The organism is Paenibacillus sp. FSL H3-0302, from assembly GCF_037982245.1.
Taxonomy (GTDB): Bacteria; Bacillota; Bacilli; order Paenibacillales; family Paenibacillaceae; genus Paenibacillus_AQ; species Paenibacillus_AQ odorifer.
Genome location: NZ_CP150284.1, coordinates 1,095,194 through 1,117,545, shown reverse-complemented (window position 1 = coordinate 1,117,545; position 22,352 = coordinate 1,095,194). Strand labels below are relative to the sequence as shown.

Below are 22,352 nucleotides of genomic sequence, written 5' to 3'. Positions count from 1 at the left end.
ATTTCTACCGCTATCAGCGGTTAAAATCAGGAAATCTGCAGACAACAGGGGCTGGAAGTCCAAACATTCTCTGGAGTCACGGCTCATCCCTAAATAGAAAAATCACAAGTTCAATCAATATAACTTAGATTAAACCGCTCCAGCCACACTAGCAGAATAACCGCTCAATCCACCCATCTGCGGGCGACCGACAGAATGATAAACGAGGCCGGTACCCTCAATTTGCTCCTTGGAATACACATTGCGTCCATCGATCAGCACCCCATTGCGCATGCTTTTCGCCAGCTGATGCAGATCAATATCCTTGAGTAGGCTCCAATCGGTCAAGAGGCATACGGCATCGCTGCCCTCAGCCGCTTCCTCAGGCAGATTGCACCAGCGAAGCTGCGGATGATCGTATTGCTGCCTGAAATTTGTAGCTGCGATTGGATCATATAGTTTGACTGTTGCCCCTTCAGCCACCAGTGCCTCAACAATCTCTCTGGCGGGAGCTTCGCGGACATCATCAGTATTAGGCTTAAAGGCAAGCCCCCATATCCCAATCGTCGAACCGCGCAGGCTGCCAAGTGATTCATGCAGCTTGGAGATGATCATAAACCGTTGTCCCTTGTTCACTTCGACTACAGATTTCAATAATTTGAATTCGTAATCGACGTTGCCCGCAATTTGAATGAGCGCATTAGTGTCTTTCGGGAAACAGGAGCCTCCATAACCGATACCAGCCTGCAGGAAGGATGACCCGATTCTTTGGTCCATACCCATTCCTTGTGCTACCTCGGTTACATCAGCTCCCACTTTTTCACAAATATTGGCAATCTCATTAATAAAGGAAATCTTCGTGGCCAAAAATGCATTCGAAGCATATTTGATCATTTCAGCACTGCGTATATCTGTTACAAATACATTTTCTGTGAAACCCTTATGAAGCTCGCGCATTGTTGGTTCCAGCTCTGGATTATCAAGGCCAATGATAATTCTATCAGGATGGAGGGTATCGCGAATCGCTGACCCTTCACGTAAAAACTCAGGTGCAGACACGATATCAAAAGAATGTTGGGTATACTTAGAGATCATTTGAGAGATTTTTTCATTTGTTCCTACTGGAACTGTAGATTTAGTCATTATAATTTTGTGCCCTTCCATCGCTTTGGCGATTTCAGCGGCTGCACCCTCAATGTAGGTTAAGTCTGCTTCACCGTTAGGCAATGATGGCGTACCTACAGCAAGAATGATAATATCTGAACGGTGCACCGACGCTTGAAGATCTGCAGAAAAAGATAACCGTTCCTCACGAAGATTCAGTTCAATCAGTTCCTCGATTCCCGGCTCATAGATGGGCGATTCCATCTGTTTCAGCTTCTTAATCTTTTCCTCGTCCTTATCCACACAGATGACATGATGTCCGCCCAGTGCAAAGCACACGCCAGATACAAGACCCACATACCCAGTACCGATTACTGTCAGCTTCATATAATCATCCTCCTTTTAGAAAATTGACGTACGCCTGCTCAACATACTGCTTGAACTTAACCATAAACGCCTGCTCATCGAATTTACGTGCATGCTCCATAATTTGATCGATATCCCAAGCGTAGGACTCTACCTCATAAATAGCCTTAAGTAGATCCTCCACTTCTTGATGCTGAAAGAACACACCATTTACATAAGGAATAATAGTATCTAGTGCCCCACCTGCTTGATAAGCAATTACCGGTCTTCCTGCAGCGTTCGCTTCCAGCGGTGTAATTCCAAAGTCCTCTTCTCCTGGAAAAATAAATGCTCTACACTGTGCCATCATTCCAGTTACTTGTTCATCTTCTAGCCGGCCCAGAAACGATACATTATCCTTAGCCATGCCTTCGAGACGCTTGCGATCCGGTCCATCCCCTACGATATAAAGCTTAAGACCGTTACGATTGAAAGCCTCTACTGCCAGATCAATCCGCTTGTAGGAAACAAGCCGGGAGACAATTAAATAGTAGTCACCAATGGTAGAAGAGCTTGTAAACCGGGCTGTATTAATCGGTGGAAATATGACATCTGCATCCCGGTGATAATAATTCTGAATTCTCGTCTTCACTACTGAAGAATTGGCTACGAACTGATTCACATTTTTGGAAGTCCGTTGGTCCCACGTTTTGAGCTGCTGCATGTATACCTTAAGCATTTTTTTGAACAGCCCGGAATTCGACTGACGTTCCATGTAGGTGTCATAATCCCATGCGAAGCGCATAGGCGTATGGCAGTAACAAAGATGAAACGTATGTTTAGGAACTTGAATACTTTTCATAAAAGCACTGCTGGAACTCAGGACGATATCGAAACCGCGAAAGTCCAAATCACGGATGGCCATTGGATAAAGTGGCAGCACCCCTTTAAAATTGGTCTTTACCCCCGGAATCTTTTGCAGCCAGGAGGCACGGATATCCGCATCTTTGAGATTGTCAGTAAGGCGGCTTCCGTTAAAAACCGTTGTGTAGATTGGAGCCTCGGGATACATGTGATGAAAGACTTCCACCACTCTTTCCGCGCCGCCCATTTGGATTAAGTAATCGTGCGCTATCGCAATTTTCATGTGAATCATCCTCAAAGTTTTATGGAGCATCATCTTCAGAATTACCGCGTCATCTCATCTGTCAGGTGCCCGCCAACAAACCTTTATAGTAGTCAACGATGTCCTTGACCGTATTCTCGATAACAAAATGCTCTTTCACTCGTTTCATCCCATTGTCCGCCATCCGCCGTCTTTCCTCTGGGTGATCCAGCATCCATTTAATGGAGTCTGCCAGTATCGCCGCGTCACCAGGCTCTATCAGTAGCCCTGTCTCACCTTGAACTACAATTTCTACCGGCCCGCCTTCATTGGAGGCGATCACCGGCAATCCCGCTGCCATTCCTTCAACGATAACTTGGCCAAAAGGCTCAGGAGTTACCGAAGTGTGAATCAGTAAATCAGCAGTATTCATAAGGCCTTGGATATCATCCACATGCCCTAGCATGCTTACATTAGTAAGCTCGTCGTTTTTTATCTTTTGCAGCAATTCCTGCTTATAAGCCTCTTCTCCAAACAGAGCGTCTCCGGCCAGCCAGAATTTCACACGAGGTTCATTCTTAAAGCTTTTTGCGGCTTCCAGCACAATATGCTGACCTTTCCAATGCGCCAATCGACCAACTAGCAGTACGTTAAAATCCTTCTGGTCCCGCATACCGATCCCATTACCAATCGCTTTAGCGAAAGCGGAGTATACGACCAGCGTTTTTTTGGAACGCGGCAGCTCCAAAGCATTCAGCGTAGAATGTGAATTTGCGATGACTCCATTGGGGAGCAGACGCGACAGCAAACGAATGCCTTTGGCAACGATAGGCTTTAAATAAGGAGCTCCAATATGATCCCGGATGTGCCAGATCAATGGAACGCCCGCTATTTTTGCAGCGATGGCTCCGTATAATGCAGATTTCAGGGAATTGGTGTGCACGCAATCTACCTTCTCCGCTTTTAAAAGCGGCGCAAGCTTGCGGCCATAAGCCAACAGCTTGAAGGCTGCAGCAGGTGCTCCCAAGTTGACTGCATTTCTACCACGACTTCTGATGCTCTCATCCAGCGGAATAATACGGACATCCATTCCTTTTTCACGTAGCCGTTCAGCCAGGGCACCATCCTCAGCCAGGATTACCAGGGGATCGATCTGTTCTCCAATATGGGTAAGGATGTTAAACAGGGCAACTTCTCCACCACTCCATTTAGCAGTGTGATCTATATAAGCCACTCTAAGCATTACGTGGTCACCTCCTCTCCTAAAGCTTGTAGGAACACGGATTCTACTTGATCCGTAACATGCTCCCAGGTATATCTCTCCAGTACATGCTCTCTACATTCATCCCGGCTCGGAAGCAGTTTTCGATTGCTAAGCATATGGATCATGCCTTCAGCCATGTGGTCGCTACTTGAACTCTTAAATAGCAACTCCGGCCGGAAGCCTTGCAAAATTTCCTTATTGCCGCCAATCGGTGTAGCCATCACTGGCAATCCTGAAGATAAGGCTTCAACGGTAATCAAACCAAAGCCCTCCAATGCCTGTGAGGGAACCACGAACATGTCCGCTGCCTGATAATAAGAGGCCAGTTCATGATCAGGAATGTAGCCTAGCAGTCTTACCTTGTTGCTTAAGCCATAGTCGGCGATCTTTTCTTCCAGTTCCCCCCGCAACGGCCCTTTACCACCAATCAGCAGAATTGCATTCGGGAATCGCTCCGCAACTTGCTTCCAGGCTTCAAGCAGCTGGAGTAGTCCCATCCGATTGACCAACCGCCGGACAGTCAGCACGGTTGTTGCTCCCTCAGGTAAATTCAAGGTTCGGCGAATCGCCAATCGATTCGTAGCGGGGATAAAACGTTCCACATTAGCTGCGCCTGGAATCACAATAATTTTGTGTAGTGGCACTCCGTGCAGCTTATGGAGAATATCGCGGAACGTCTCACTAAGCACGATGAACTTATCCGCTAGCTTATAGGCTCTATGTTCAATGGATTTGGCGATGGTTGTTTTGACCCGGTGCTTAATGCCTTGGCCTTCGATTTTCATTTCTTCATTCCATGGGCCATGAAAAGTCATCACTACAGGAATCCCACGTTTCTTTGCTTCCAGGGCTGGACCAATACCATAAGGAGCAAAGTGAGTGTATAAAATATCTATACGGCCACTGCCCTCTCCCATCAGATCGGCCGCCTTACGCTGGAAAGCATCCTTACGTTTCCAGATCCCATCTTTTGGATCTCCGGCATTGTGAATAATCAATTCCTCAGGGGTAGCAGGCGTCTCTTGACTGCAAATCAGCGCATGCACCCGATTACGTGAGGAGAGTTGCTCGCAAACGGATTTGAAATACGTGTTAAGCCCACCCGGCTGTAGCGACGGCCAGCTAAGGCCTGTCGTCATAATGTTCAATCCGTCACTGTACGGCATAGCTTCTCTCTCCTTTATTCTCCTTCTCGGTCTGACTCGTCTTCGCATTGTGCTGAGTCAGCTTTCCCGATCTAATTAATTCGTAATGCTTGAAGCCGACCATGAATTCATACATGACCCAGAATACGGATACTCCGAAACCTGACATTCCCTTCTTGAACAACCCGTGTAAGAAATACTTTTGCAGGAAACGGGCTGGTGGTCTTAACAGCAGATGACTGACCCGAAATCGTTTGCCCTTGGCATACGCACTTTCAGCTTCCAAGTCAGTGTACTTATTGAAACGTGCCACATGATCGTTAATACTGCGGTAACCATAATGCCAGAGGGTTCCTGTCAAACGTATGGTTCGCTCTTCAGAGACCTCGGGCATCTCGTGCACCAAGCTATTTCGAATGCCATACGCTTTGCGGTTGTAAAGGCGCACTAGATATTCGCCACGATCCAGCCATCTGCCCATAAAATCACCGATCCGGTAGATAGAATAGGCAACCGATTGATCCATAAGCCCCGGTTTCAGTTCAAGAATACTCGCGGCCAACTCGTCGCTGACCACTTCGTCAGTATCAATAAGGAAGACCCAATCATGAACCGCGCGTTCTACTCCGAACTCCCTCTGTTTCGCATATCCGGGCCAAGGGTTGACGTATACACGACAATTCAAGCTTTCAGAAAGCTGTACTGTCCCGTCTTTGCTGCCTCCGTCAATCACAACCACCTCGTCGGCGAATAACCTGCAGGATTGTATGGCCTTAGATATTCGAACTTCGTCATCCTGAGCGATGATGACAGCCGATATTGGATAATTGCCTTGGCCGCCTACCACGCTTTTTACTGAATCCATGAAGGTTTCCTCCTTTATCTTTCGCATTATCCATTCATATCCATAGGTTTCTTGCGAATGTAAGAATTCATCGTCGTCTTCATCCACTGAATGTCCTCCCGGGTAATGAGCAGCCGCGGAAGTTTAACTTTTAAGGTGTACTTTATATTGAGAACAATGAAGAAAAATCGCAGGATTGCTGATGACAACATCGCTATCCCTGCTCCGAGTAAGCCAAATTTAGGGATGAGCAGGAACAACATTGGGATAACCAAAAGTAAGCCGAAACCTTGAAGCATCGAAACCACTTTTGGCTTGCCTAACGCCATAAATGCCTGCGCCAGTATGATCGTCCCTCCGCTAATGGTCACTTCAAGGAGCAATAAGCGAAACACGGTTAATGCCGCATTGAAGTCTTTGCCGTACATCAACGGAATTACTAAAGGGGCTAAGAGCATCAGGAATACTCCGCCAAGCATGGTGAAGGTCGTACTTATTCGGAAGGCTTTGAATGTTAACTCAACTGCCTGTTCTTTGGACAGCTCAGAAGCCTTAGGAAACAACACGATCGTAATTGAGCTTGAGAAAAAATTAACCATGCGTGATAGACTCACAGCCACTACATACAGCCCCAAATCAGCAGGTCTTAACAAACCGGCAATTACGATCTGATCGATATAGGTAGAGAAATTGCCAAGCAAGTCATTGCCGTAGGAACCAAGCCCGTAAGTAAACAATCTTTTTAAATTCTGATAGGCCCCTCTCATCTTCACCTTATAGGTACGAAGCAAGGAAATCGTCATTCCAATAAACAGCGGAGCTCCCGGAAGAAGATAGGCAACTGCAGTTGTAAATGGATTCATCTGATCCAGCGCGATCAATATCCCGATCATCGTCAGTGTAAGCAACGGCACTAGATAGCGAATCCAATTAAACCTCTTGTATTCGCCTCTGAATTGAAAAGCTGCATTGTTAATTTGAGAGATCACTATAATCGGACACAGAATCATAGACCACTGAGCAAAGGTCACGACCTCCGGACTGAAGGATTTCAGCCAATAAGGCAAGACCACGATACCTATAATCATCGCTATGACTCCAAAAATGGTACCGAGCAGCAATGCCATACGATAAAGCACTCCGGCATCCTCCGGATTTTTCTTAGCGTTATAGATGAGAGCTGAAGGAATGCCAAAGCTCATGCTAAACGCCAGAAACTGTGACCAGTTAATCATTGCCGTCTGTTCCCCACGACCTGTCGGTCCAAGATAACGTGCGGTCAGTACACCAGTTAACATGTTAATCAATAGGATCATGACACTGACAAACATAGTTTTTACGGCTGCCGAGCTGTTGTCCTTGCTCTTGGCGAACAGTCTAAAAGATGACCAGATTGTTCTAGCGGGGAGAGATTTTGCATTCAACTGCTGCATACGGTGTTCCCTTCCTTCTACTTTGAGTAATCTCCCTTGCGCTGAGGCCAAGACCGATCAGCATCCAGATTAAGTATCCCTTGAGTCCGGGAAACCCATTATCTGAAACTAGACTGACAATCGCACCGGTCCAAGTAGCTAACGCAAGTCGGGCGTAGGGCTGCAATTGGTCCCTGCTGATTACTCTAGCGAATATCTGTTTGACAACTGCGCCTAAAGCTCCGAAGAAGAAAACAGCACCCAGAACACCAAAGGTAAGCAGTAAAGCGATAACTCCGTTATCCATAATTCCGTACTCTCCAAGCTCGCCGTCATTACCAAGCTTAGTCCCTTGGCCTACACTACCAATTCCCTGACCTACTGGATTGGCGGCAACCATCGGCAGCATGTTTTGCCATAAGCTTAGCCGTTCATTATAAGAGTGATCTTCCTGAACAGAAGAAAGTGTCTCTACCCGAGCAACCAGTCCTTCGGCACCAGGCAATTTCGGCACAACCCAGAACAACGCAGCAGCCACAAAAACTAATTGGATCAAGGTTTTCCACTTTCCCTTAGAAGGAGAGGTTCCAATATACATGAGCAGCATCACCAGGAGTATCAGCCATGCCGCACGTACCAAAGTAGTCAGCAGGCAGATTACAACTAGCAGAACGCCGATCCAGCGCAATGTTCCCCGCCATTTTTTCTCCAGTATCATCGGAACTAAAGCAAACGCTAAGAAGGTTGCAGCCGGTCCGGGCGAATTCAGCGTAGAGAACACTCGGATTTCCAATGGATATGGATTTCCGATGGACATCATATCCGCATGTTTCATCCAGAACACATCCCAAGGTGGCACCGTCAAATACTGAACAATCCCGTAAATGGCAACTAGGACTGCAATATTGGCAAAAGCGGTAAGCAGTCGATCGATATCCTTCGGCTTGAACTTCGTGACGGCAAAGTACGGCAATAACAGCAGTGGCACAATATAATTCGCTAAGTCATAAACTGAGCCCATGCCATTCTTAGCCAAACCGATTAAAGCACCATAACCCAGCGCAACTGCGAACATTAACATGATCCGCGTGGAGGCTTTTTGAATATTATGAATCTCCTTCAGCAGCGGAATGATCAAGGTTACACCGGTTAACAAGGGAGCTAAGCTCAGCAAGGATACAGAGTGATACACTCCTTCTGACCAGTCAGCAATGCGGCGCAGCTCTGGAGCTACGGCCCAGATTAGCAAGGTATAAGCAACCAGCATTTTCGGTCTAAGTATGGCTAACAAGAAAGCTGGGAATAGGATGGCTGAGAGAATGGCTCCCTGCAGACTGTTCGATGAACTCAGCATCGCACTGGAGAAGCCGATGATCAGCGGAAGAGAGACACCTACAGCAGCAGTCCCCCCTATTAATCCAACTGTCTTGATGAACCTAAGTGATGGGGGCGTAAATACACTCATTCCAAGCCTCCTTCCTTCACCTTATCCCGCTTACGCAGTTCCTTAAGTAATAAAAGTAGAAATTGTGCATCGTCCACAAGATATCTTTTCCAGAGCCGGCCCGGCTCCTGGCTAAGCCGCCAGAACCATTCGAACCCTGTTTTTTGCATGAAGCTAGGCGCTCGTTTCACTGAGCCTGACAGAAAATCAAAGGTCGCTCCCACTCCGATCGATATCGGAGCTTGATAAGAGGTATAGTGGCGGTAAATCCACTTTTCCTGCTTAGGTGCTCCTACACCAACAAACACGATATCTGGCTGGCACTCTGTCAGCATTTCTATAATGCGTTCATTCTCCTCCTCATTGTGCTCGAATCCATAGGATGGAGAATAACAGCCAACCACATTTATTCCGGGATGTGCTGTTTTCAAATTCATCGCTGCCCGTTCCGCCACGCCTTCAGCTGAGCCTAAGAAGAACAGCCGGTACTTCCTTTGCTCAAAGGCGTTGCCCAATCGATTAAATAGATCCGCGCCGGATACCTTCTGCTTAAGCGGCTTGCCTAGCATTTTGGATGCCCAGATCAGTGGCATTCCGTCAGCAACAACTGCGCCTGCCTTCGAATATACCGTTTGAAATTCTTTATCCTTACGAAGCTTGATCACATGATCTACATTGCAAGTGAGGATATAAGACTGATTCCTCTCCTGAATGGTTTTATCAATGTAATCAAGCAAATCCATGAAATCATAGTTATCAAAATTGACATCGAACATATTCACTTGACTCATCGTATCACTTCTTTTTGTGGGGAATCGGTTGGCTGTGAAGATCGATACAGGCAGTTCAGGTACCAACAGAACGGAATAATAAATTGGACCGTCGACAGCGTGTTATCGGAGAATGAGTAGATTAAAAACGCTGCAATAAATAACAGATAATAAGGTTTGATCGGCGGAGCCAATGCTCTGTACACCAGAATAAATACAGCCAATAAAGAGAACATCAACAGAATAGCGCCAATATATCCCCCATCGAAGTAAAAGCGGATATACTCGTTGTGCGGAACTACAAAACCCTTATACAATGTTCCATCATTTGCTACCGTCACTGCTCCAAGCCCTCTACCAGACCAAGGAGAGTCCGCAGCCTTGTTTAAGAAATACTCCCATGCCTCTGACCTTCCTGATAAATCAACAGCCGTATCTGTCTGTCTCTCAAAGGAACGTTTCTCAAAATTATCGAGCTGCCAGAAAACGGCGACCATAATCAGGAAAAATGCACCCATCAACGGAATTAGCAGATAGGTTCTGCCCTTCAAATATTGGCGGAGAATATCATAGAAGTAATAGAGAACGGTAAGTCCAAGTGCCAATATAGGCCCTCTTGTTCCTGTTCCAATCAAGATAAAGAAATTTAGAACTAACATGATATAGAAAAAGCGTGCTTGCTGCGGATTCCGCTTCACCTCTATAAATGGAATCGCTACTCCCATAAAGGCCAGCATCGCTAGATGCGCAGGAATATTAGCCCCCTGAATCCGTACAGCGCCTGTATACTCGATGTTGAGAAAATTATGAACATGCGCAAGCTGCAGCAACAAACCAACCACTACACTAACAAGGGGAAGCATACAGATAATTTTGATTTGCAGCTCGGCTACATTCTTTTTCCAGTTGATTAATAAAAATACGAATGGAATGGATAGACCGATAAAAGCTTTAACTGCAATGGATGAGGTCATTTCCGGCAGCCAGATCGAAGACCCAAAGGTAATCACCAGCAGCGCTACCATTGCCCACAAGGGGTGACTCAGACGAAACCGCAAGCCATTGACCAGAATACAAGGAACAAGCAGCATCACGATAACCAATTTATAAAGGGACAGTATCTCCATTCCGAACATGCTGCCATCATATAAAAAGTTAATCGATATTGCCGTCGTGATTAGAACGAAATAACTGATCAGTTCAGGCCGTGAAATCGAGATTCCCAGCAAAATAATCAGAAGCACGGCAGCTATCGCAATCATCGGCTGGTAGATGACCGCCGTTCCAAAGAACAGGGCCGACATGAGATAGAGCATCCCGTATGGCAAAACATTTAATTTGGAGCCCCACTCAAAATTTGTCATGTTAATCCCTCACCCCGCTGCGGAATGCCTCTCCCGATTGAGAATCATATGAAGCGTTCCACGAATACTCTCCAGCCTGCATTTATTCAAAAGCCTTCTTCCTTTACTTCTTGAGAGGATAGAATCAGCCAGGATATACACGAGCTTAGCGGCTGTCTTTCCCACTAGAAGCAGCTTGCCTTTTAGTCCTTCGCTTTTCATAGCGTTAGAGATGCCTTGGCTATAATAGCGCCTCATAATCCAGTCTTCCGTCAAACGGGCCGCCGGCACGAAATGGTCAACCGCCATTTCCGGATGGTAGAGGATGGAATGCCCTTCTTTTTGAATCTGTCCGAATAACCAGGTCTCTTCACCAGAGAGCAGAGAATCACCCTTTCTTCCGAGATCTAGGGGAAAAAGACTGATGTCGAATACGAGCTTCCGCATCGCCATATTGGCCCCACAAGGATGAAGTTGCTTGGGATATTCCTTAATCCGGCTACCTAAATCAACAATCGTGTACGGAAGCTCAAAGGGTTTAATCAACCAGTCCGGACGTTTACTTTCAAATATCGGAGCGATTTTGCCTCCCATAGCCATGACCTCCGGTTTACTCTCGAAAGTACTGACAATCGTTGTTATCCAACGCTGGCAAGGTATCGCATCATCATCGAGAAAGGCAATCAGCGGCGATTTAGAAGCCAGAATTCCTGTATTTCTAGCCGCTGAAAGCCCCTGCATCGGCTCCATCATGTAGCGGATATCCACATCAGCTCCATGCTTTCCTATAAACTTTTTGACGCAAGCTTCAGTATCATCCTTGGAACAATTATCCACAACAATGATCTCCGCCTGCTCTAAGTGATCCAGCTTTAAAAGTGACTGAAGCGTCTTGATCAATAAAGGTGCTCTGTTGTAGGTACAGATGATAATGGAAAGCTTAGGAACGTCTCCGTATTCACGCATCGGCATTCACCTAATTTCCACATTATTAATAAGCATCTTTTGAACCGAGTAACATCAGTCCGGTTTTAGCAATGATTTTTAGATCCAGCATGGTGCTCCGAATATGGATGTAGGTTAAGTCCAGCTGTACCATTTCGTCGAAGCCGACACTGTTTCGGGCATTTACTTGCCAATATCCGGTACAACCTGGAGTAACCGTCAAACGCTGTTTGTCATAATCCGTATACTGAGCCACCTCTTCTGGCAGCGGAGGACGAGGACCGACCAGACTCATTTGACCTATCAGCACATTCCACAGCTGAGGTAGCTCATCGATGCTCGTCTTGCGCAGGAATCTCCCTATTTGTGTGATCCGCGGATCGTTCTTAATCTTGAACATGGCACCGCTCACTTCGTTATAGGCCATCAGGTTTTCTTTTAACTCCTCAGCGTTACTGACCATGGATCTGAACTTATACATCGGGAATTGCTTTTCATTCTTCCCAACCCGGTTTTGCCGAAAGAACACCTTTCCTTTCGGATCCTCCAGCTTGATCAGAATCGCCACGACAACAAATAATGGCATTAACACGAGAAGACCAAGAGCGGAAAAAAAGATATCGATCATCCGTTTCATTATCAAATAGGACTCTGCTTCTTTCCTTCTCTCATCGGTATGCAGCATGTAAAGTTTCGGCAGGACCGCCTCGTAGTCTTCCGGCAGTTTTTGCATGCTCATCCTCCTCATCTAAAATTTTGCGAACTCAACTTAACTACTCAAGCTGGTTTGTCCCATTTTATTCAGCCATTCCGCCATTGCATCCATCACCGGATAGCGCAAATCTTCGCTTTGCAGTGCAAATTCAAGTGTTGTCAAAATATATCCAAGCCGCTCGCCGACATCATATCTTGTTCCGTCAAAATTATAGGCATATACCCGTTCGCTCTGATTCAGCTTCTGAATGGCATCTGTCAACTGGATCTCTCCGCCAGCGCCTTCTTCCATCAAATCGAGATACTTAAAGATCTTCGGCGTAAACACATACCGGCCCATGATCGCAAGATTGGAAGGTGCCGTACCTAGTGGCGGCTTCTCTACAAAATTGTTAACCCGATACAATTTACCGTCCTGCAAATCCGGTTCAATAATACCGTAACGATTCGTGAATTCATCAGGAATCTCTTGAACTCCGATAACCGAGTTTTGTGTTTCTTCATATTGATCGATCAGCTGCTTAAGGCAAGGTACGGCTCCTGTGACGATATCATCGCCTAACATGACACCGAATGGCTCATCTCCGATAAACCGTCTTGCACACCATACGGCATGCCCCAGACCCTTCGGTTCTTTCTGGCGGATATAGTGAATTTCTACCTTAGCTGAACGTTGAACCTCTTTAAGCAGATCCAGCTTTCCATCTTCCAGAAGCCTAGACTCCAGCTCAAACGCATTGTCAAAATGATCCTCAATGGCTCTTTTACCTTTACCAGTAACAATGATGATATCTTCAATACCGGAAGCAATAGCCTCCTCAACAATGTATTGAATGGTTGGTTTATTGATAATCGGAAGCATTTCTTTAGGCATGGCTTTCGTTGCAGGAAGAAAGCGCGTACCTAGTCCTGCCGCGGGTATGATTACTTTTTTTACCTTTTTCATCGCACTTTACCTCCTAAAAGTTTTGTGAGCATTAGCTTCAATGATTTGACTTCGTACAAAACTCACTTCGAAAGCATAAACTTAAGTTTTGTGAGCATTAGCTTCAATGATTTGACTTCGAGCAAAACTTACTTCGAAAGCATAAACAGTTACTTCGCCTGGTTCATGGCAATTCCGATTAGATTAGAGCCGGTCTGTTCAAGCAGCGTCTTCGCTTTGCGAATCGATTCCCGTTTGGACTTTCCGTATCTGGCCACCAGGATCACGCCGTCCGCTTGAGGTGCCAATATACGAGCATCACTGAAATCGACTGCCGAAGGAGAATCCAGCAGGATCAGATCGTAGTTTTCTTTTAGTTCCTCAAGCAAAGCGGTCATTTTGGGGTTCCCCAGCAAATCCGGCGGACTAACATGAGTTTTTCCTGCCGGGATGACTGAAAGATTGGCTAAGTTTCCGAGGACTGCGATGTTATCTGCTTCCTCTTGCCCACTTAAATAAGCCGCAAGCCCGTCACTCCCCTCTACTTCAAACACGGTATGAAGACCGGGATGTCTCAGATTGCAGTCAACCACCGCTACCTTCTTGCCGTCCTGGACGAAAGAAACCGCGAGATTCGACAAGATTGTCGTCTTGCCTGCCCCAGCTTCTGCTGATGTAAAGAGCAGCACTTTTCCTCCGCCGCCCTGCGCTAGTTCAAGCTGACGTATATATGTGCGCAGTGATCGGAACGATTCGGAGATATGCGAGGATGGATTAACGTCTGTAACCAGACTCTTATTTAGCCGCAACATAAGCACCCTCCTTCACTCTGGTGTCGCCTGCCGCCTTACCCAAATCACGTTTGCGAATGGTTGCGATCGAAGCAATTACCGGTAGACCAAGGTCATATTCCGCTTCCTTTTCAGACCTTAATGTGCCGTTAAGTGTTTCCATCAGCAAAATAATTCCTAAGGCAGCCATAAGGGATACAACAAAGCTAATGATGAGATTCATCGCAAACCCGCCGTTCGAGGGCCCTGGAACATCAGTCGGATCGGCCGGTGTCAGCAAGGTAACATTGTCTACCCTCATCAGCGACGGCAATTCACGAATGAATGTCTGCGATACCGCATTTACGATCCCGGCAGCTTTGGTGTAGCTTTCATCCTGAACATTGAGGTTGATCACCTGACTCTTCTCTGAAGTTTTAATCTCAAGCTTCTGACTTAGTTCATCGGCCGTGAGACCAAACTCCGGGTGATTTTCTATTACGCTTTTCATGATGGTTGGTGATTTCATAATTTCCTTGTAACTCTCAATTAAATTCAGGCTAAAGCTCAAATCGTTAAGATTGTTGCTCTCGGGAGCTTTGGCAATGTTGTTGACAAGCAGCTGTCCGGAAGCGGAATAGACGGGTTCAACGAAGTTTTTGCTAACATAGTAAGTCGTAGCACAGGAGATCAAAACGAACACCATGATGAGCCAAAACCTTTTTTTAATCAGGTTAATGTAATCCAGAATCGTCTTTTCCACAGTAACCCTCCTTCCGCTAAAATTACATTCTGAAAGCATTCATGAAAGTTTCAGTTGTTGCTTTAATTCTATCAATCCACACCATTCGCCACATGGCTCATACCATCACTTTCCTCTTCACTTTGGAGTAAGACGTTATACCTCTTAAGAGGGGGATTAGGTATACTTTAGTGCCATATATAGGGCTAATTTAAGTTTTAACGCACAAAAAAACACGGACAACCTGTCCGTGTTCATGTACAATGCTTACGAATTATTTCAATTTTCACTCGTATGACATTTCATATTTGGTTAATCCGACAGCATTTGCATAAAGCGCTGCCTGTGTACGATCAGCCACCTGTAATTTTGCTAAAATCTGACTGACATGCTTTTTCACCGTAAATTCGCTAATGAAAAGACGTGAAGCAATTTCTCTGTTGCATGCGCCCTGCCCCAGCTCGATCAGGACTTCCTTTTCTTTGGGTGTCAATTCATCCGTTGGGCTGCTTCCACTCATGCGCATTTTATCTTCCATCAGACCAGGATCGTAATACTTTCTTCCCTTATGCACCAATTGGATAGCAAACAGTAACTCCTCAGGCAACGCCTCTTTCAGTACATATCCATCTACCAGTACTTCTTCAGCCTTCAGGAAATCCTCTCTGCTCGCAGATGACGTCAACAGAATGAACTTACTAACGATACCACGAGCACGTGCTGTCTTAATGACATCCAATCCCGATTCATCTGCTAGCTTAAGATCAATCAATACAAGATCAGGCTGCGTCTCCTCAATCACAAGAAGCGCTTCTTGGCCATTCGTTGCCTCACCTGCAAACTGCACATTCGGCTGCATTGAAATGACAGATGCCAGTCCTCTTCTAACTAAAGGATGATCATCTACAATGACGATTTTCACAGAAACGACCTCCCGCCTAAAGTTTATGCATTCTTTAATTCAGCTACACCGACAGGAATCGAAATCATAATTCTTGTTCCTGTGCTCTCATTACTGGACAACTGAAAGTCGCCGCCGAGCGACTGGGTCAAATATTGCATATTCTTCATGCCAAGTCCGCTTACACTATCTTCAGATTCAATCCATAACAAATCAGTATCAAAACCAACACCATTATCACAAATCAATAATCGAATCCAAGTCGGCTTTAGAGACAGTTCTACATCCACTCGACTGGCAGCACCATGCCTGATGGCATTACCAGTGGCTTCGGAGATAATCCGAAAAAGCGCTTTGTGGTAAGGATAAGGGAGACTGAAATCATCGCCCGTTATTTTTAAATCAATATCAACATCATTTAACCTGGATAAGCTCTTCAAATGTGATCTTACCATGCCCAACCAAGTAGGACCGCCACTCTTCTTGGAGCTAAGACTGTAGATCGTGATCCGCAGTTCTTTAGCAACCTTTGTAGCAGAATCATGAATAAGCTCAATTTGTTCTTCTAGCTCATGATCTGACATTCTCTTCCACGATTCCTTCAGCGAATGCGTCGCATACACAATACCAAAAAGGCTCTGCGATACACTGTCGTGCATTTCATCCGCAATCCGGTTCTGTTCGTTCGTGATGATCAACCGGTTCTCGATCACACCAAGCTCATGTCTTTCAAGAATATTCGCACTTAGCTCAGATAAGAATATCAATTGTTGAATATACCATCTGCGGCCTTCCAGCCCCTCTGTAGACTCCAGCTTGAGTCCAATCATCCCTACAAAACGGGTGCTCATCCGTACAGGCATCAGCAGGAAATCTCCTAATCCCGGCAGATTTCTAAAAATAGGCTCTCGCTGCAATCTCCATTCATGCTCATGTTTTCCCAGTTCTGAGAATAGGAACTGTTCCTCTTCCTGCTGCCAGCCGGTCTGCCTGCTCTGCGGAGCTGGTTCTCCGCTTTTCTTGGCGAACCAAAACAAAGCCTTATCCAGCTTCGTTAGCTTAACAACATAATCGGTGATCACTTGACCGATATTCATGAAATCATGTTGGCTTGAGGTTTCCACGATATGGTACAGGGATTTGATATGCTCCATCGTCTCTTTCGTGCGAGCATTCGATTCTTCACGTTGCCGCTTCATCCGATTAACGATCTGCATTATTATAACCGTAAGTACCAGTGTTAGAAACAGATTCCCATTTATAAATACAATTTCCAGAAAATTTCTGTTCGCAGAATTGATAAAAAAATAACAGAGCACCGCAAAAATACTGATGTAACTTAAGAGCAACGACCATCCAAAATAAATGGACAATGAGCCTGCAGCAATCAATACAGGATTTAGCACATAAAGCCTAAAAGAGCTTTCGTACCCACCCGTAAACAAGGTCAATGCGATAATTCCCACCATCTCTATACTAACAGCCAGGACGAGAGTCTTCGGCCTGCTGCGTAGCCTTCGATAACAAAATGAGAACGTTTGTGCAAACATAACAAGTATAGCAATAATAAGTGATTTATAAATTATGGAAGGTCCCGTCTGATCTAGAAGATACATGAGTGATGTGAGGGACAATGAAAAATACCTGTAATACGCAATCAGTTTGTCTTCTGCAGTTGGTTTGATTTTCATCCCACCACCCTATTCTCCAGTTTTTTGGAAAATGCAAGATTGTACTGTGCTCGATAAAAGCATCATACATGAGAAAAATCACAATAACAAGTTGACATTTCCCATGTTTGCGCTTCCATTTGAAAAATAGTTACAAAAAATTTATTATTTTTTTAGTAGGTTTTATCACTAAAATTTGGAATTTTATCCACTATAGTTAATAAGAACTAACGTATTTATGTAATATTAATCCATAATTTTCAACATATCTTATAAAACGACAACAATCATACAAATTATAACAATTGCTGTTGGGACTCTAGTAGGATGATGTCGATTTAAATGTTATTCCGGCAAAGCTGGGGTGCGATCCCCATATATTTTTTAAATAAACGAGAAAAATAGAACGGATCATTATAATGAAGCATACTAGAAATTTCCTTAATTTGTAATGAGGTGTTGAAAAGCAACTTTTTGGCTTCCGCCATTTTTAGACGGTGAATATATTCATGAAGCGGGTATCCACTGCTGCGCCGAACAAGACGACGAAGTGTAGACATCGAAACATGATGTTTTGCCGCTATTTGTTCTAGGTCCATTTCACCATAAATGCATAAGTTCAGGTCTTCCCGAATCTGACGCATATAATCAGCCTGAGAATTCCAACTTTTTTCTTCTATTATAAAAGAACACTCCAGCAGCATTCTTTCGAGCAATAATGCTGCCCGATCCGCATCTACAGGTTCTCCGCTCTCCATCCGTTCCAGCACTTCTTCAAATAAGGTAGTAAGACCTACTATAGATTGGGCTTGAAAAACATTTCCCCCGGCTATGAGGCCCGATTCCAGCCATTCGGATACACGCGTGCCATTAAAGTTAATATAATACTCATCCCAGCTGCCTCCCGGTGGTGGACCAAAGTTATAACTGTAACCTGGGCGGAAAAAGTATAAGCTGCCTTCACGCACCTGCTGCTCTTTTCCCCCAATCTCCATGTAGGAGCCACTACCTGACACTATGTAAACAATGGCCCAGTGCTCAAAAACTACACCTGAACGGAATAACGTTCTTCCTGGCAGATGTCCTGCCTGTCCCACCCTTATATTCTTGAGCTTCAGCTTGGAGGATTCAACCTTTGGATCAATAATTCTTATTGGATATGGACTGATCATATAATCCATGTGCTTGGACATTATAGGCATTCCTCCCCTTGTTTAGTAGTGATAAGGTTATTGTGAAGATGATCATATTCTACATGAATAAGAGGTGTCCACGCTATGCTTAATCATTCTACACTACTGCTTTTCCCTAATCCGCGTGAAATCACATTGTCACAAGGCTCCTTCCATTTCCCAACAAGCGGAAGCATCGTACTTCCTAATATGGAAGAACAATCTGCCATGCCAGCTGCACGAAAACTACAGGAAGTGATTGCACAAGCATTGAATCTGCAGCTGACTTTATCCATTGGCTTACGTCCAACCGTTGTATCTGTCTGTAACTTTAACTATATGCCATTATTATCTGCACAGGCCTATGAGATTGTTGTCGAACAGAAGGGTATCGTTGTCTCCTATAGCTCTCCTGTAGGCGCTTTCTACGCAGCAGCAACCCTGAAACAAATCATAGAACAAAGTGGAAAATCTATACCTCAGTTGCATATTCGCGATGAACCTGATTTTGGAGCCAGAGGCCTGCTCATAGATATCAGCCGCAATAAAATCCCGAAGCAAGAAACCTTGTACCGGATCATTGACCTTATGGCTGATTTGAAGATGAATGAACTTCAGCTATATATAGAAGGTGCTCCGTTCGCTTATGAATCCTTCCCTCAAGTCTGGGAGCTTGGAACCCCAATTACCGGAGAGGAAATCCTGCTTCTGGATGCCTATTGCAAAGCACGTTATATAGAGCTTGTTCCCAATCAGAACAGCTTTGGGCATATGGAGGGCTGGCTCTCTCGTCCAGAATTCAACGCTTTAGCTGAAATTCCCGAAGGCTTTATGCTTCCGAAGAATTTGTATGCGCAAGACGTTTATCCAGAAGGCTTATTTATGCACCCTGGTACTTTTGATACCGAAGATCCTGCTGTACTACCTCTGCTAGACAAAATGTTTGACGATCTGCTGCCTTACTTTAGCTCCAATCAATTTAATGTAGGCTGCGATGAGACCTATGAACTCGGTCTTGGTAAAAATAAAGCTCTGGCAGAAACTCAAGGCAAAGGTCAACTCTATTTATCATTCCTGCAAAAGATTTATGAGTTGGTTACAAAACGTGGCAAAACGATGCAATTCTGGGGCGATATCATTATCCAGCATCCCGAACTGATTCCTCAGCTTCCTAAGGATATTATTGCTATGGAATGGGGTTATAGCGCGGAGCATCCCTTCGAGTCCGATACGCTCAAATTCCGTGAAGCAGGTATTCCTTTTTATGTCTGCCCAGGCACCAGCTCATGGAACTCCATTACAGGACGCACGGACAATATGTTAGCCAATCTGCGCAGTGCAGCTATTCATGGCAAAAACAACGGTGCTATCGGTTATCTCATTACGGATTGGGGAGATTTTGGACACTGGCAGCATCTGCCGGTCAGCTATGCCGGCTTCGCCTACGGCGCAGCCCTATCCTGGAGTGTAGATCATAATCTGGAAGCAGATACTGCACAGTATTTAAATAGATTTATTTTTGCAGATCGTTCTGAGGGAATTGGCCAGCTGCTCCTGGATCTCGGCAATTACTATCAGCTTGAATCCAGTATCAACCGTTCGAATGATGCAGAAATGTCCCTGCTGCTGCGTACCCATCTGGACAATTTCCTAATCATAGAGAAGCTTACTGAGGAACACTTCAATCATCTCGAAGAATATCTGCTCTCCATTGAGGCGCGGCTATCGGGGCTAGATCTTCAATGCGAGGATGCTGCTCTTGTGCTGAAAGAATTGAGTAATGGCATCCATTTCGTGAAGCATGCTGTGCAGCTTGGCAGAATCAAGCTACAGTTGACATCAGCACCAGATTCGCTTGATCCTGCGCTGATTACGAAGCAAATCAATGATCTTGATGTACTCCTTCACCAATATCGTCTCTTGTGGACGGAACGCAACCGGCTCGGCGGCTTGGAGCAAAGTATCTCGAAACTTCAACGCCTGCGTAGTCAATATGAAGCATTAAAATCGGAGCTCTCCGCATCCGTAAGTTCCTAACCCCTCTTATTAATATTCACTATATAGCTGCTGTTGGGTAATCGAACGTTGAACTAACGTTTTCGGTTCGCCCAGCGCAGCTCTTCATATTGATTCTCAAGCATCTCCCGCTCACGTTGCTCGTGTTGTTCCCTGCCAATTCCCTCCTGCTGGCTTTCCTGATCCTCATAGATTCGCCATAGGTCAGAGAACAGATAGTCTTTGATTTCTACCACTTTTCCCTGCAGGATTCCGTTTATCCAAAAAAGTCCTGTGGAGGTACGCATAACCATGCGGCCATCCGGTGTTTCCGCCTTTTGACCCATTCGAATCGCCATAAGCATTTGGCCGAAAGTATACCATTCCATATTTGCTAATACCTCCTAAATTTTAGTTGTAATGGAATAAAGAGAAAGCTATAATCAGGGCAAAAGAACCATTTTCGTAAAAATTTTATAGGAGGGTTGTTATGGATTGGCTAAATGACTACGAAGATGAACTACGCTTGGTATTCCAAGAAAGCAGACGGATTATTTCCGAATTTCCAGAACCTCTAAATCAACAAGGTATGTCCTATCTTGAGCATTTTAACGTATTTAACGCTGAAAGCCACAAAAACTACATATGTTATCTTTTACCCTTTTGGCTGCAGAAGGGATGCGGAATCTCTGCAGAGGTTACTCGCCAGATGTCGATGGGCAACGTCTTTTTTATGTTGTATTTCTTCATACAGGATGACCTGATGGACAGCCAAGAATCCTCCGCATACGAAAAATTGCCCTTGGCAAATTTGCTTTATGTCGAATTTTTAAATATCTACCGGATACTATTTCCGGAGCCATCCGCTTTCTGGATCTTATTTAATCGTTATATCATGGAGTGGGCAGATAGTGTTAGCAACGAAAATACCAGTGACTATTTTCTTAATGATCGGGTCAAAATTGCCTATAAAGCCAGTCCGCTCAAGCTATCCAGCACTGCTGCCCTTCTGATGTCTGGAAAGAGTGATTTAGTGCCGCAAGCTGAAGAGCTTATCCATTCGGTTTTGCTTACACTGCAAATGCTGGATGACTATGAGGACTGGAAAGAAGATTTATCCGCGGGCAACTATAATTGTCTTCTCTCCCTAACTCGCAAACATCTGCCAAACAGCAGTGCAGCTAAACTCACTACGCAAGAGGTCGAATTTTATCTATTCACTGCAAATGGTCTACATACCTATACGCAATTAGCACACGACACACATAACAAAGTTACAGCTTCCGACCTTGATGCCCCTCATCTTATCGCGTTCCATTCCATGCTAGTAAGTAACTTACAGCAGATCTCTGATTCCATCGAAGCGGACAAGCAGCTCTTGCTAAACGGAGGATTATATCATTGGTTGTCAAAAAATGTCCATTAATTCTATTATTTTGTAATAAAAAGAATAGTATTAGTAGTTTTGCTATGTTATATTATTAAAGGTAAATATATACAATTTGGGAAGGGTGATTATTATGTCAGAAGCAATTCTTAGAAATCAAGTCATTCAAAAGGCATGGGAAGATCCAAGTTTCAAGAAAAGACTACTCTCAGACCCAAAAGCGGCTCTCCAAGAAGCACTAGGCGTAATTATTCCCGACAGCGTTACCTTGAAAGCCGTTGAAGAAGGCTCCAACGAATTCTATCTTGTAATTCCACCAAGTCCTACATCCGATGTATTGAAGGCAACCGCAGCACCACGCGGTTCGTGGTAAGAC

At 45.0% G+C, this 22,352-nt stretch carries 21 protein-coding genes; 3 read left to right on the top strand and 18 right to left on the bottom strand.

The features are described 5' to 3' along the window. Nucleotides 1-129: 129 nt before the first annotated feature. The 17 genes from MHH50_RS04760 to MHH50_RS04680 form a co-directional block, all read right to left on the bottom strand. A complete protein-coding gene (locus MHH50_RS04760; protein ID WP_076304988.1) occupies nt 130-1,470 on the bottom strand; it encodes a UDP-glucose/GDP-mannose dehydrogenase family protein in 1,341 nt (446 codons plus the stop codon). 4 nt (nt 1,471-1,474) lie between these two features. After that, nucleotides 1,475-2,575, bottom strand: a complete 1,101-nt coding sequence (locus MHH50_RS04755; RefSeq protein ID WP_036676592.1) for a glycosyltransferase — start codon at nt 2,573-2,575, stop codon at nt 1,475-1,477. A 61-nt stretch (nt 2,576-2,636) separates the two neighbouring features. Then, a complete protein-coding gene (locus MHH50_RS04750) occupies nt 2,637-3,776 on the bottom strand; it encodes a glycosyltransferase family 4 protein (protein ID WP_036676593.1) in 1,140 nt (379 codons plus the stop codon). Continuing rightward, a complete protein-coding gene (locus MHH50_RS04745) occupies nt 3,776-4,963 on the bottom strand; it encodes a glycosyltransferase family 4 protein (protein WP_036676596.1) in 1,188 nt (395 codons plus the stop codon). Before MHH50_RS04745 ends, MHH50_RS04750 begins: the two co-directional genes overlap by 1 nt. Further along, nucleotides 4,950-5,807: a glycosyltransferase family 2 protein gene (locus MHH50_RS04740; RefSeq protein WP_038568901.1), complete on the bottom strand. Its 858-nt coding sequence runs from the start codon at nt 5,805-5,807 to the stop codon at nt 4,950-4,952. Before MHH50_RS04740 ends, MHH50_RS04745 begins: the two co-directional genes overlap by 14 nt. A 26-nt stretch (nt 5,808-5,833) precedes the next feature. After that, complete coding sequence (locus MHH50_RS04735) at nt 5,834-7,219, bottom strand: oligosaccharide flippase family protein (protein ID WP_076129264.1); 1,386 nt, start codon at nt 7,217-7,219, stop codon at nt 5,834-5,836. Then, entirely contained in the window at nt 7,185-8,663 is a 1,479-nt protein-coding gene (locus tag MHH50_RS04730; protein WP_076129265.1) for an O-antigen ligase family protein, read from the bottom strand. Before MHH50_RS04730 ends, MHH50_RS04735 begins: the two co-directional genes overlap by 35 nt. Beyond that, nucleotides 8,660-9,433, bottom strand: coding sequence for a WecB/TagA/CpsF family glycosyltransferase (locus MHH50_RS04725; RefSeq protein WP_036676606.1), 774 nt, complete (start codon nt 9,431-9,433; stop codon nt 8,660-8,662). Before MHH50_RS04725 ends, MHH50_RS04730 begins: the two co-directional genes overlap by 4 nt. Further along, complete coding sequence (locus tag MHH50_RS04720; protein WP_036676609.1) at nt 9,430-10,776, bottom strand: O-antigen ligase family protein; 1,347 nt, start codon at nt 10,774-10,776, stop codon at nt 9,430-9,432. The genes MHH50_RS04725 and MHH50_RS04720 overlap by 4 nt, the downstream gene beginning before the upstream one ends. A gap of 9 nt (nt 10,777-10,785) precedes the next feature. Beyond that, complete coding sequence (locus tag MHH50_RS04715) at nt 10,786-11,721, bottom strand: glycosyltransferase (protein WP_036676610.1); 936 nt, start codon at nt 11,719-11,721, stop codon at nt 10,786-10,788. Between the two features lie 25 nt (nt 11,722-11,746). Then, nucleotides 11,747-12,439, bottom strand: coding sequence for a sugar transferase (locus MHH50_RS04710; RefSeq protein WP_076129267.1), 693 nt, complete (start codon nt 12,437-12,439; stop codon nt 11,747-11,749). Nucleotides 12,440-12,469: 30 nt separating this feature from the next. Beyond that, on the bottom strand, nt 12,470-13,360 hold the full coding sequence (galU, locus tag MHH50_RS04705) for a UTP--glucose-1-phosphate uridylyltransferase GalU (RefSeq protein WP_042185171.1): 891 nt from the start codon (nt 13,358-13,360) through the stop codon (nt 12,470-12,472). Between the two features lie 149 nt (nt 13,361-13,509). Then, nucleotides 13,510-14,151, bottom strand: a complete 642-nt coding sequence (locus tag MHH50_RS04700) for a CpsD/CapB family tyrosine-protein kinase (RefSeq protein ID WP_076129268.1) — start codon at nt 14,149-14,151, stop codon at nt 13,510-13,512. Further along, nucleotides 14,135-14,872 carry a Wzz/FepE/Etk N-terminal domain-containing protein gene (locus tag MHH50_RS04695; RefSeq protein ID WP_076129269.1) on the bottom strand — a complete coding sequence of 246 codons (738 nt, stop codon included), beginning with the start codon at nt 14,870-14,872 and terminating at the stop codon, nt 14,135-14,137. Before MHH50_RS04695 ends, MHH50_RS04700 begins: the two co-directional genes overlap by 17 nt. A gap of 265 nt (nt 14,873-15,137) precedes the next feature. Further along, nucleotides 15,138-15,773: a response regulator transcription factor gene (locus MHH50_RS04690; protein ID WP_036676623.1), complete on the bottom strand. Its 636-nt coding sequence runs from the start codon at nt 15,771-15,773 to the stop codon at nt 15,138-15,140. A 23-nt stretch (nt 15,774-15,796) separates the two neighbouring features. Further along, a complete protein-coding gene (locus tag MHH50_RS04685) occupies nt 15,797-17,443 on the bottom strand; it encodes an ATP-binding protein (RefSeq protein ID WP_076137153.1) in 1,647 nt (548 codons plus the stop codon). 317 nt (nt 17,444-17,760) lie between these two features. After that, nucleotides 17,761-18,615, bottom strand: coding sequence for a helix-turn-helix domain-containing protein (locus MHH50_RS04680; RefSeq protein WP_038568894.1), 855 nt, complete (start codon nt 18,613-18,615; stop codon nt 17,761-17,763). Between the two features lie 84 nt (nt 18,616-18,699). On the opposite strand from MHH50_RS04680, the gene MHH50_RS04675 reads away from it, so the two are divergent. Continuing rightward, entirely contained in the window at nt 18,700-20,631 is a 1,932-nt protein-coding gene (locus tag MHH50_RS04675; RefSeq protein ID WP_076282091.1) for a glycoside hydrolase family 20 zincin-like fold domain-containing protein, read from the top strand. Nucleotides 20,632-20,684: 53 nt separating this feature from the next. On the opposite strand, the gene MHH50_RS04670 is transcribed toward MHH50_RS04675, so the two are convergent. Then, the gene (locus MHH50_RS04670; protein WP_076129272.1) at nt 20,685-20,978 is read right to left on the bottom strand and encodes a hypothetical protein; all 294 of its coding nucleotides are present in this window, start codon (nt 20,976-20,978) and stop codon (nt 20,685-20,687) included. Nucleotides 20,979-21,079: 101 nt separating this feature from the next. Here MHH50_RS04670 and MHH50_RS04665 point away from each other — a divergent pair, with 101 nt between their 5' ends. Both MHH50_RS04665 and MHH50_RS04660 read left to right on the top strand, forming a co-directional pair. After that, on the top strand, nt 21,080-22,015 hold the full coding sequence (locus MHH50_RS04665; RefSeq protein WP_340034001.1) for a hypothetical protein: 936 nt from the start codon (nt 21,080-21,082) through the stop codon (nt 22,013-22,015). Nucleotides 22,016-22,109: 94 nt separating this feature from the next. Beyond that, on the top strand, nt 22,110-22,349 hold the full coding sequence (locus MHH50_RS04660; RefSeq protein ID WP_170914256.1) for an NHLP leader peptide family RiPP precursor: 240 nt from the start codon (nt 22,110-22,112) through the stop codon (nt 22,347-22,349). Nucleotides 22,350-22,352: the final 3 nt, after the last annotated feature.

Coding starts and splice junctions, on each gene's coding strand:
- MHH50_RS04750 (WP_036676593.1), bottom strand. CDS start 3,776: ATGCTTAGAGTGGCTTATATAGATCACACTGCTAAATGGAGTGGTGGA.
- MHH50_RS04710 (WP_076129267.1), bottom strand. CDS start 12,439: ATGAGCATGCAAAAACTGCCGGAAGACTACGAGGCGGTCCTGCCGAAA.
- MHH50_RS04720 (WP_036676609.1), bottom strand. CDS start 10,776: ATGACAAATTTTGAGTGGGGCTCCAAATTAAATGTTTTGCCATACGGG.
- MHH50_RS04740 (WP_038568901.1), bottom strand. CDS start 5,807: ATGGATTCAGTAAAAAGCGTGGTAGGCGGCCAAGGCAATTATCCAATA.
- MHH50_RS04735 (WP_076129264.1), bottom strand. CDS start 7,219: ATGCAGCAGTTGAATGCAAAATCTCTCCCCGCTAGAACAATCTGGTCA.
- MHH50_RS04730 (WP_076129265.1), bottom strand. CDS start 8,663: ATGAGTGTATTTACGCCCCCATCACTTAGGTTCATCAAGACAGTTGGA.
- MHH50_RS04725 (WP_036676606.1), bottom strand. CDS start 9,433: ATGAGTCAAGTGAATATGTTCGATGTCAATTTTGATAACTATGATTTC.
- MHH50_RS04715 (WP_036676610.1), bottom strand. CDS start 11,721: ATGCGTGAATACGGAGACGTTCCTAAGCTTTCCATTATCATCTGTACC.
- galU (WP_042185171.1), bottom strand. CDS start 13,360: ATGAAAAAGGTAAAAAAAGTAATCATACCCGCGGCAGGACTAGGTACG.
- MHH50_RS04665 (WP_340034001.1), top strand. CDS start 21,080: ATGGATTGGCTAAATGACTACGAAGATGAACTACGCTTGGTATTCCAA.
- MHH50_RS04700 (WP_076129268.1), bottom strand. CDS start 14,151: ATGTTGCGGCTAAATAAGAGTCTGGTTACAGACGTTAATCCATCCTCG.
- MHH50_RS04760 (WP_076304988.1), bottom strand. CDS start 1,470: ATGAAGCTGACAGTAATCGGTACTGGGTATGTGGGTCTTGTATCTGGC.
- MHH50_RS04675 (WP_076282091.1), top strand. CDS start 18,700: ATGCTTAATCATTCTACACTACTGCTTTTCCCTAATCCGCGTGAAATC.
- MHH50_RS04680 (WP_038568894.1), bottom strand. CDS start 18,615: ATGTCCAAGCACATGGATTATATGATCAGTCCATATCCAATAAGAATT.
- MHH50_RS04670 (WP_076129272.1), bottom strand. CDS start 20,978: ATGGAATGGTATACTTTCGGCCAAATGCTTATGGCGATTCGAATGGGT.
- MHH50_RS04660 (WP_170914256.1), top strand. CDS start 22,110: ATGTCAGAAGCAATTCTTAGAAATCAAGTCATTCAAAAGGCATGGGAA.
- MHH50_RS04685 (WP_076137153.1), bottom strand. CDS start 17,443: ATGAAAATCAAACCAACTGCAGAAGACAAACTGATTGCGTATTACAGG.
- MHH50_RS04755 (WP_036676592.1), bottom strand. CDS start 2,575: ATGAAAATTGCGATAGCGCACGATTACTTAATCCAAATGGGCGGCGCG.
- MHH50_RS04745 (WP_036676596.1), bottom strand. CDS start 4,963: ATGCCGTACAGTGACGGATTGAACATTATGACGACAGGCCTTAGCTGG.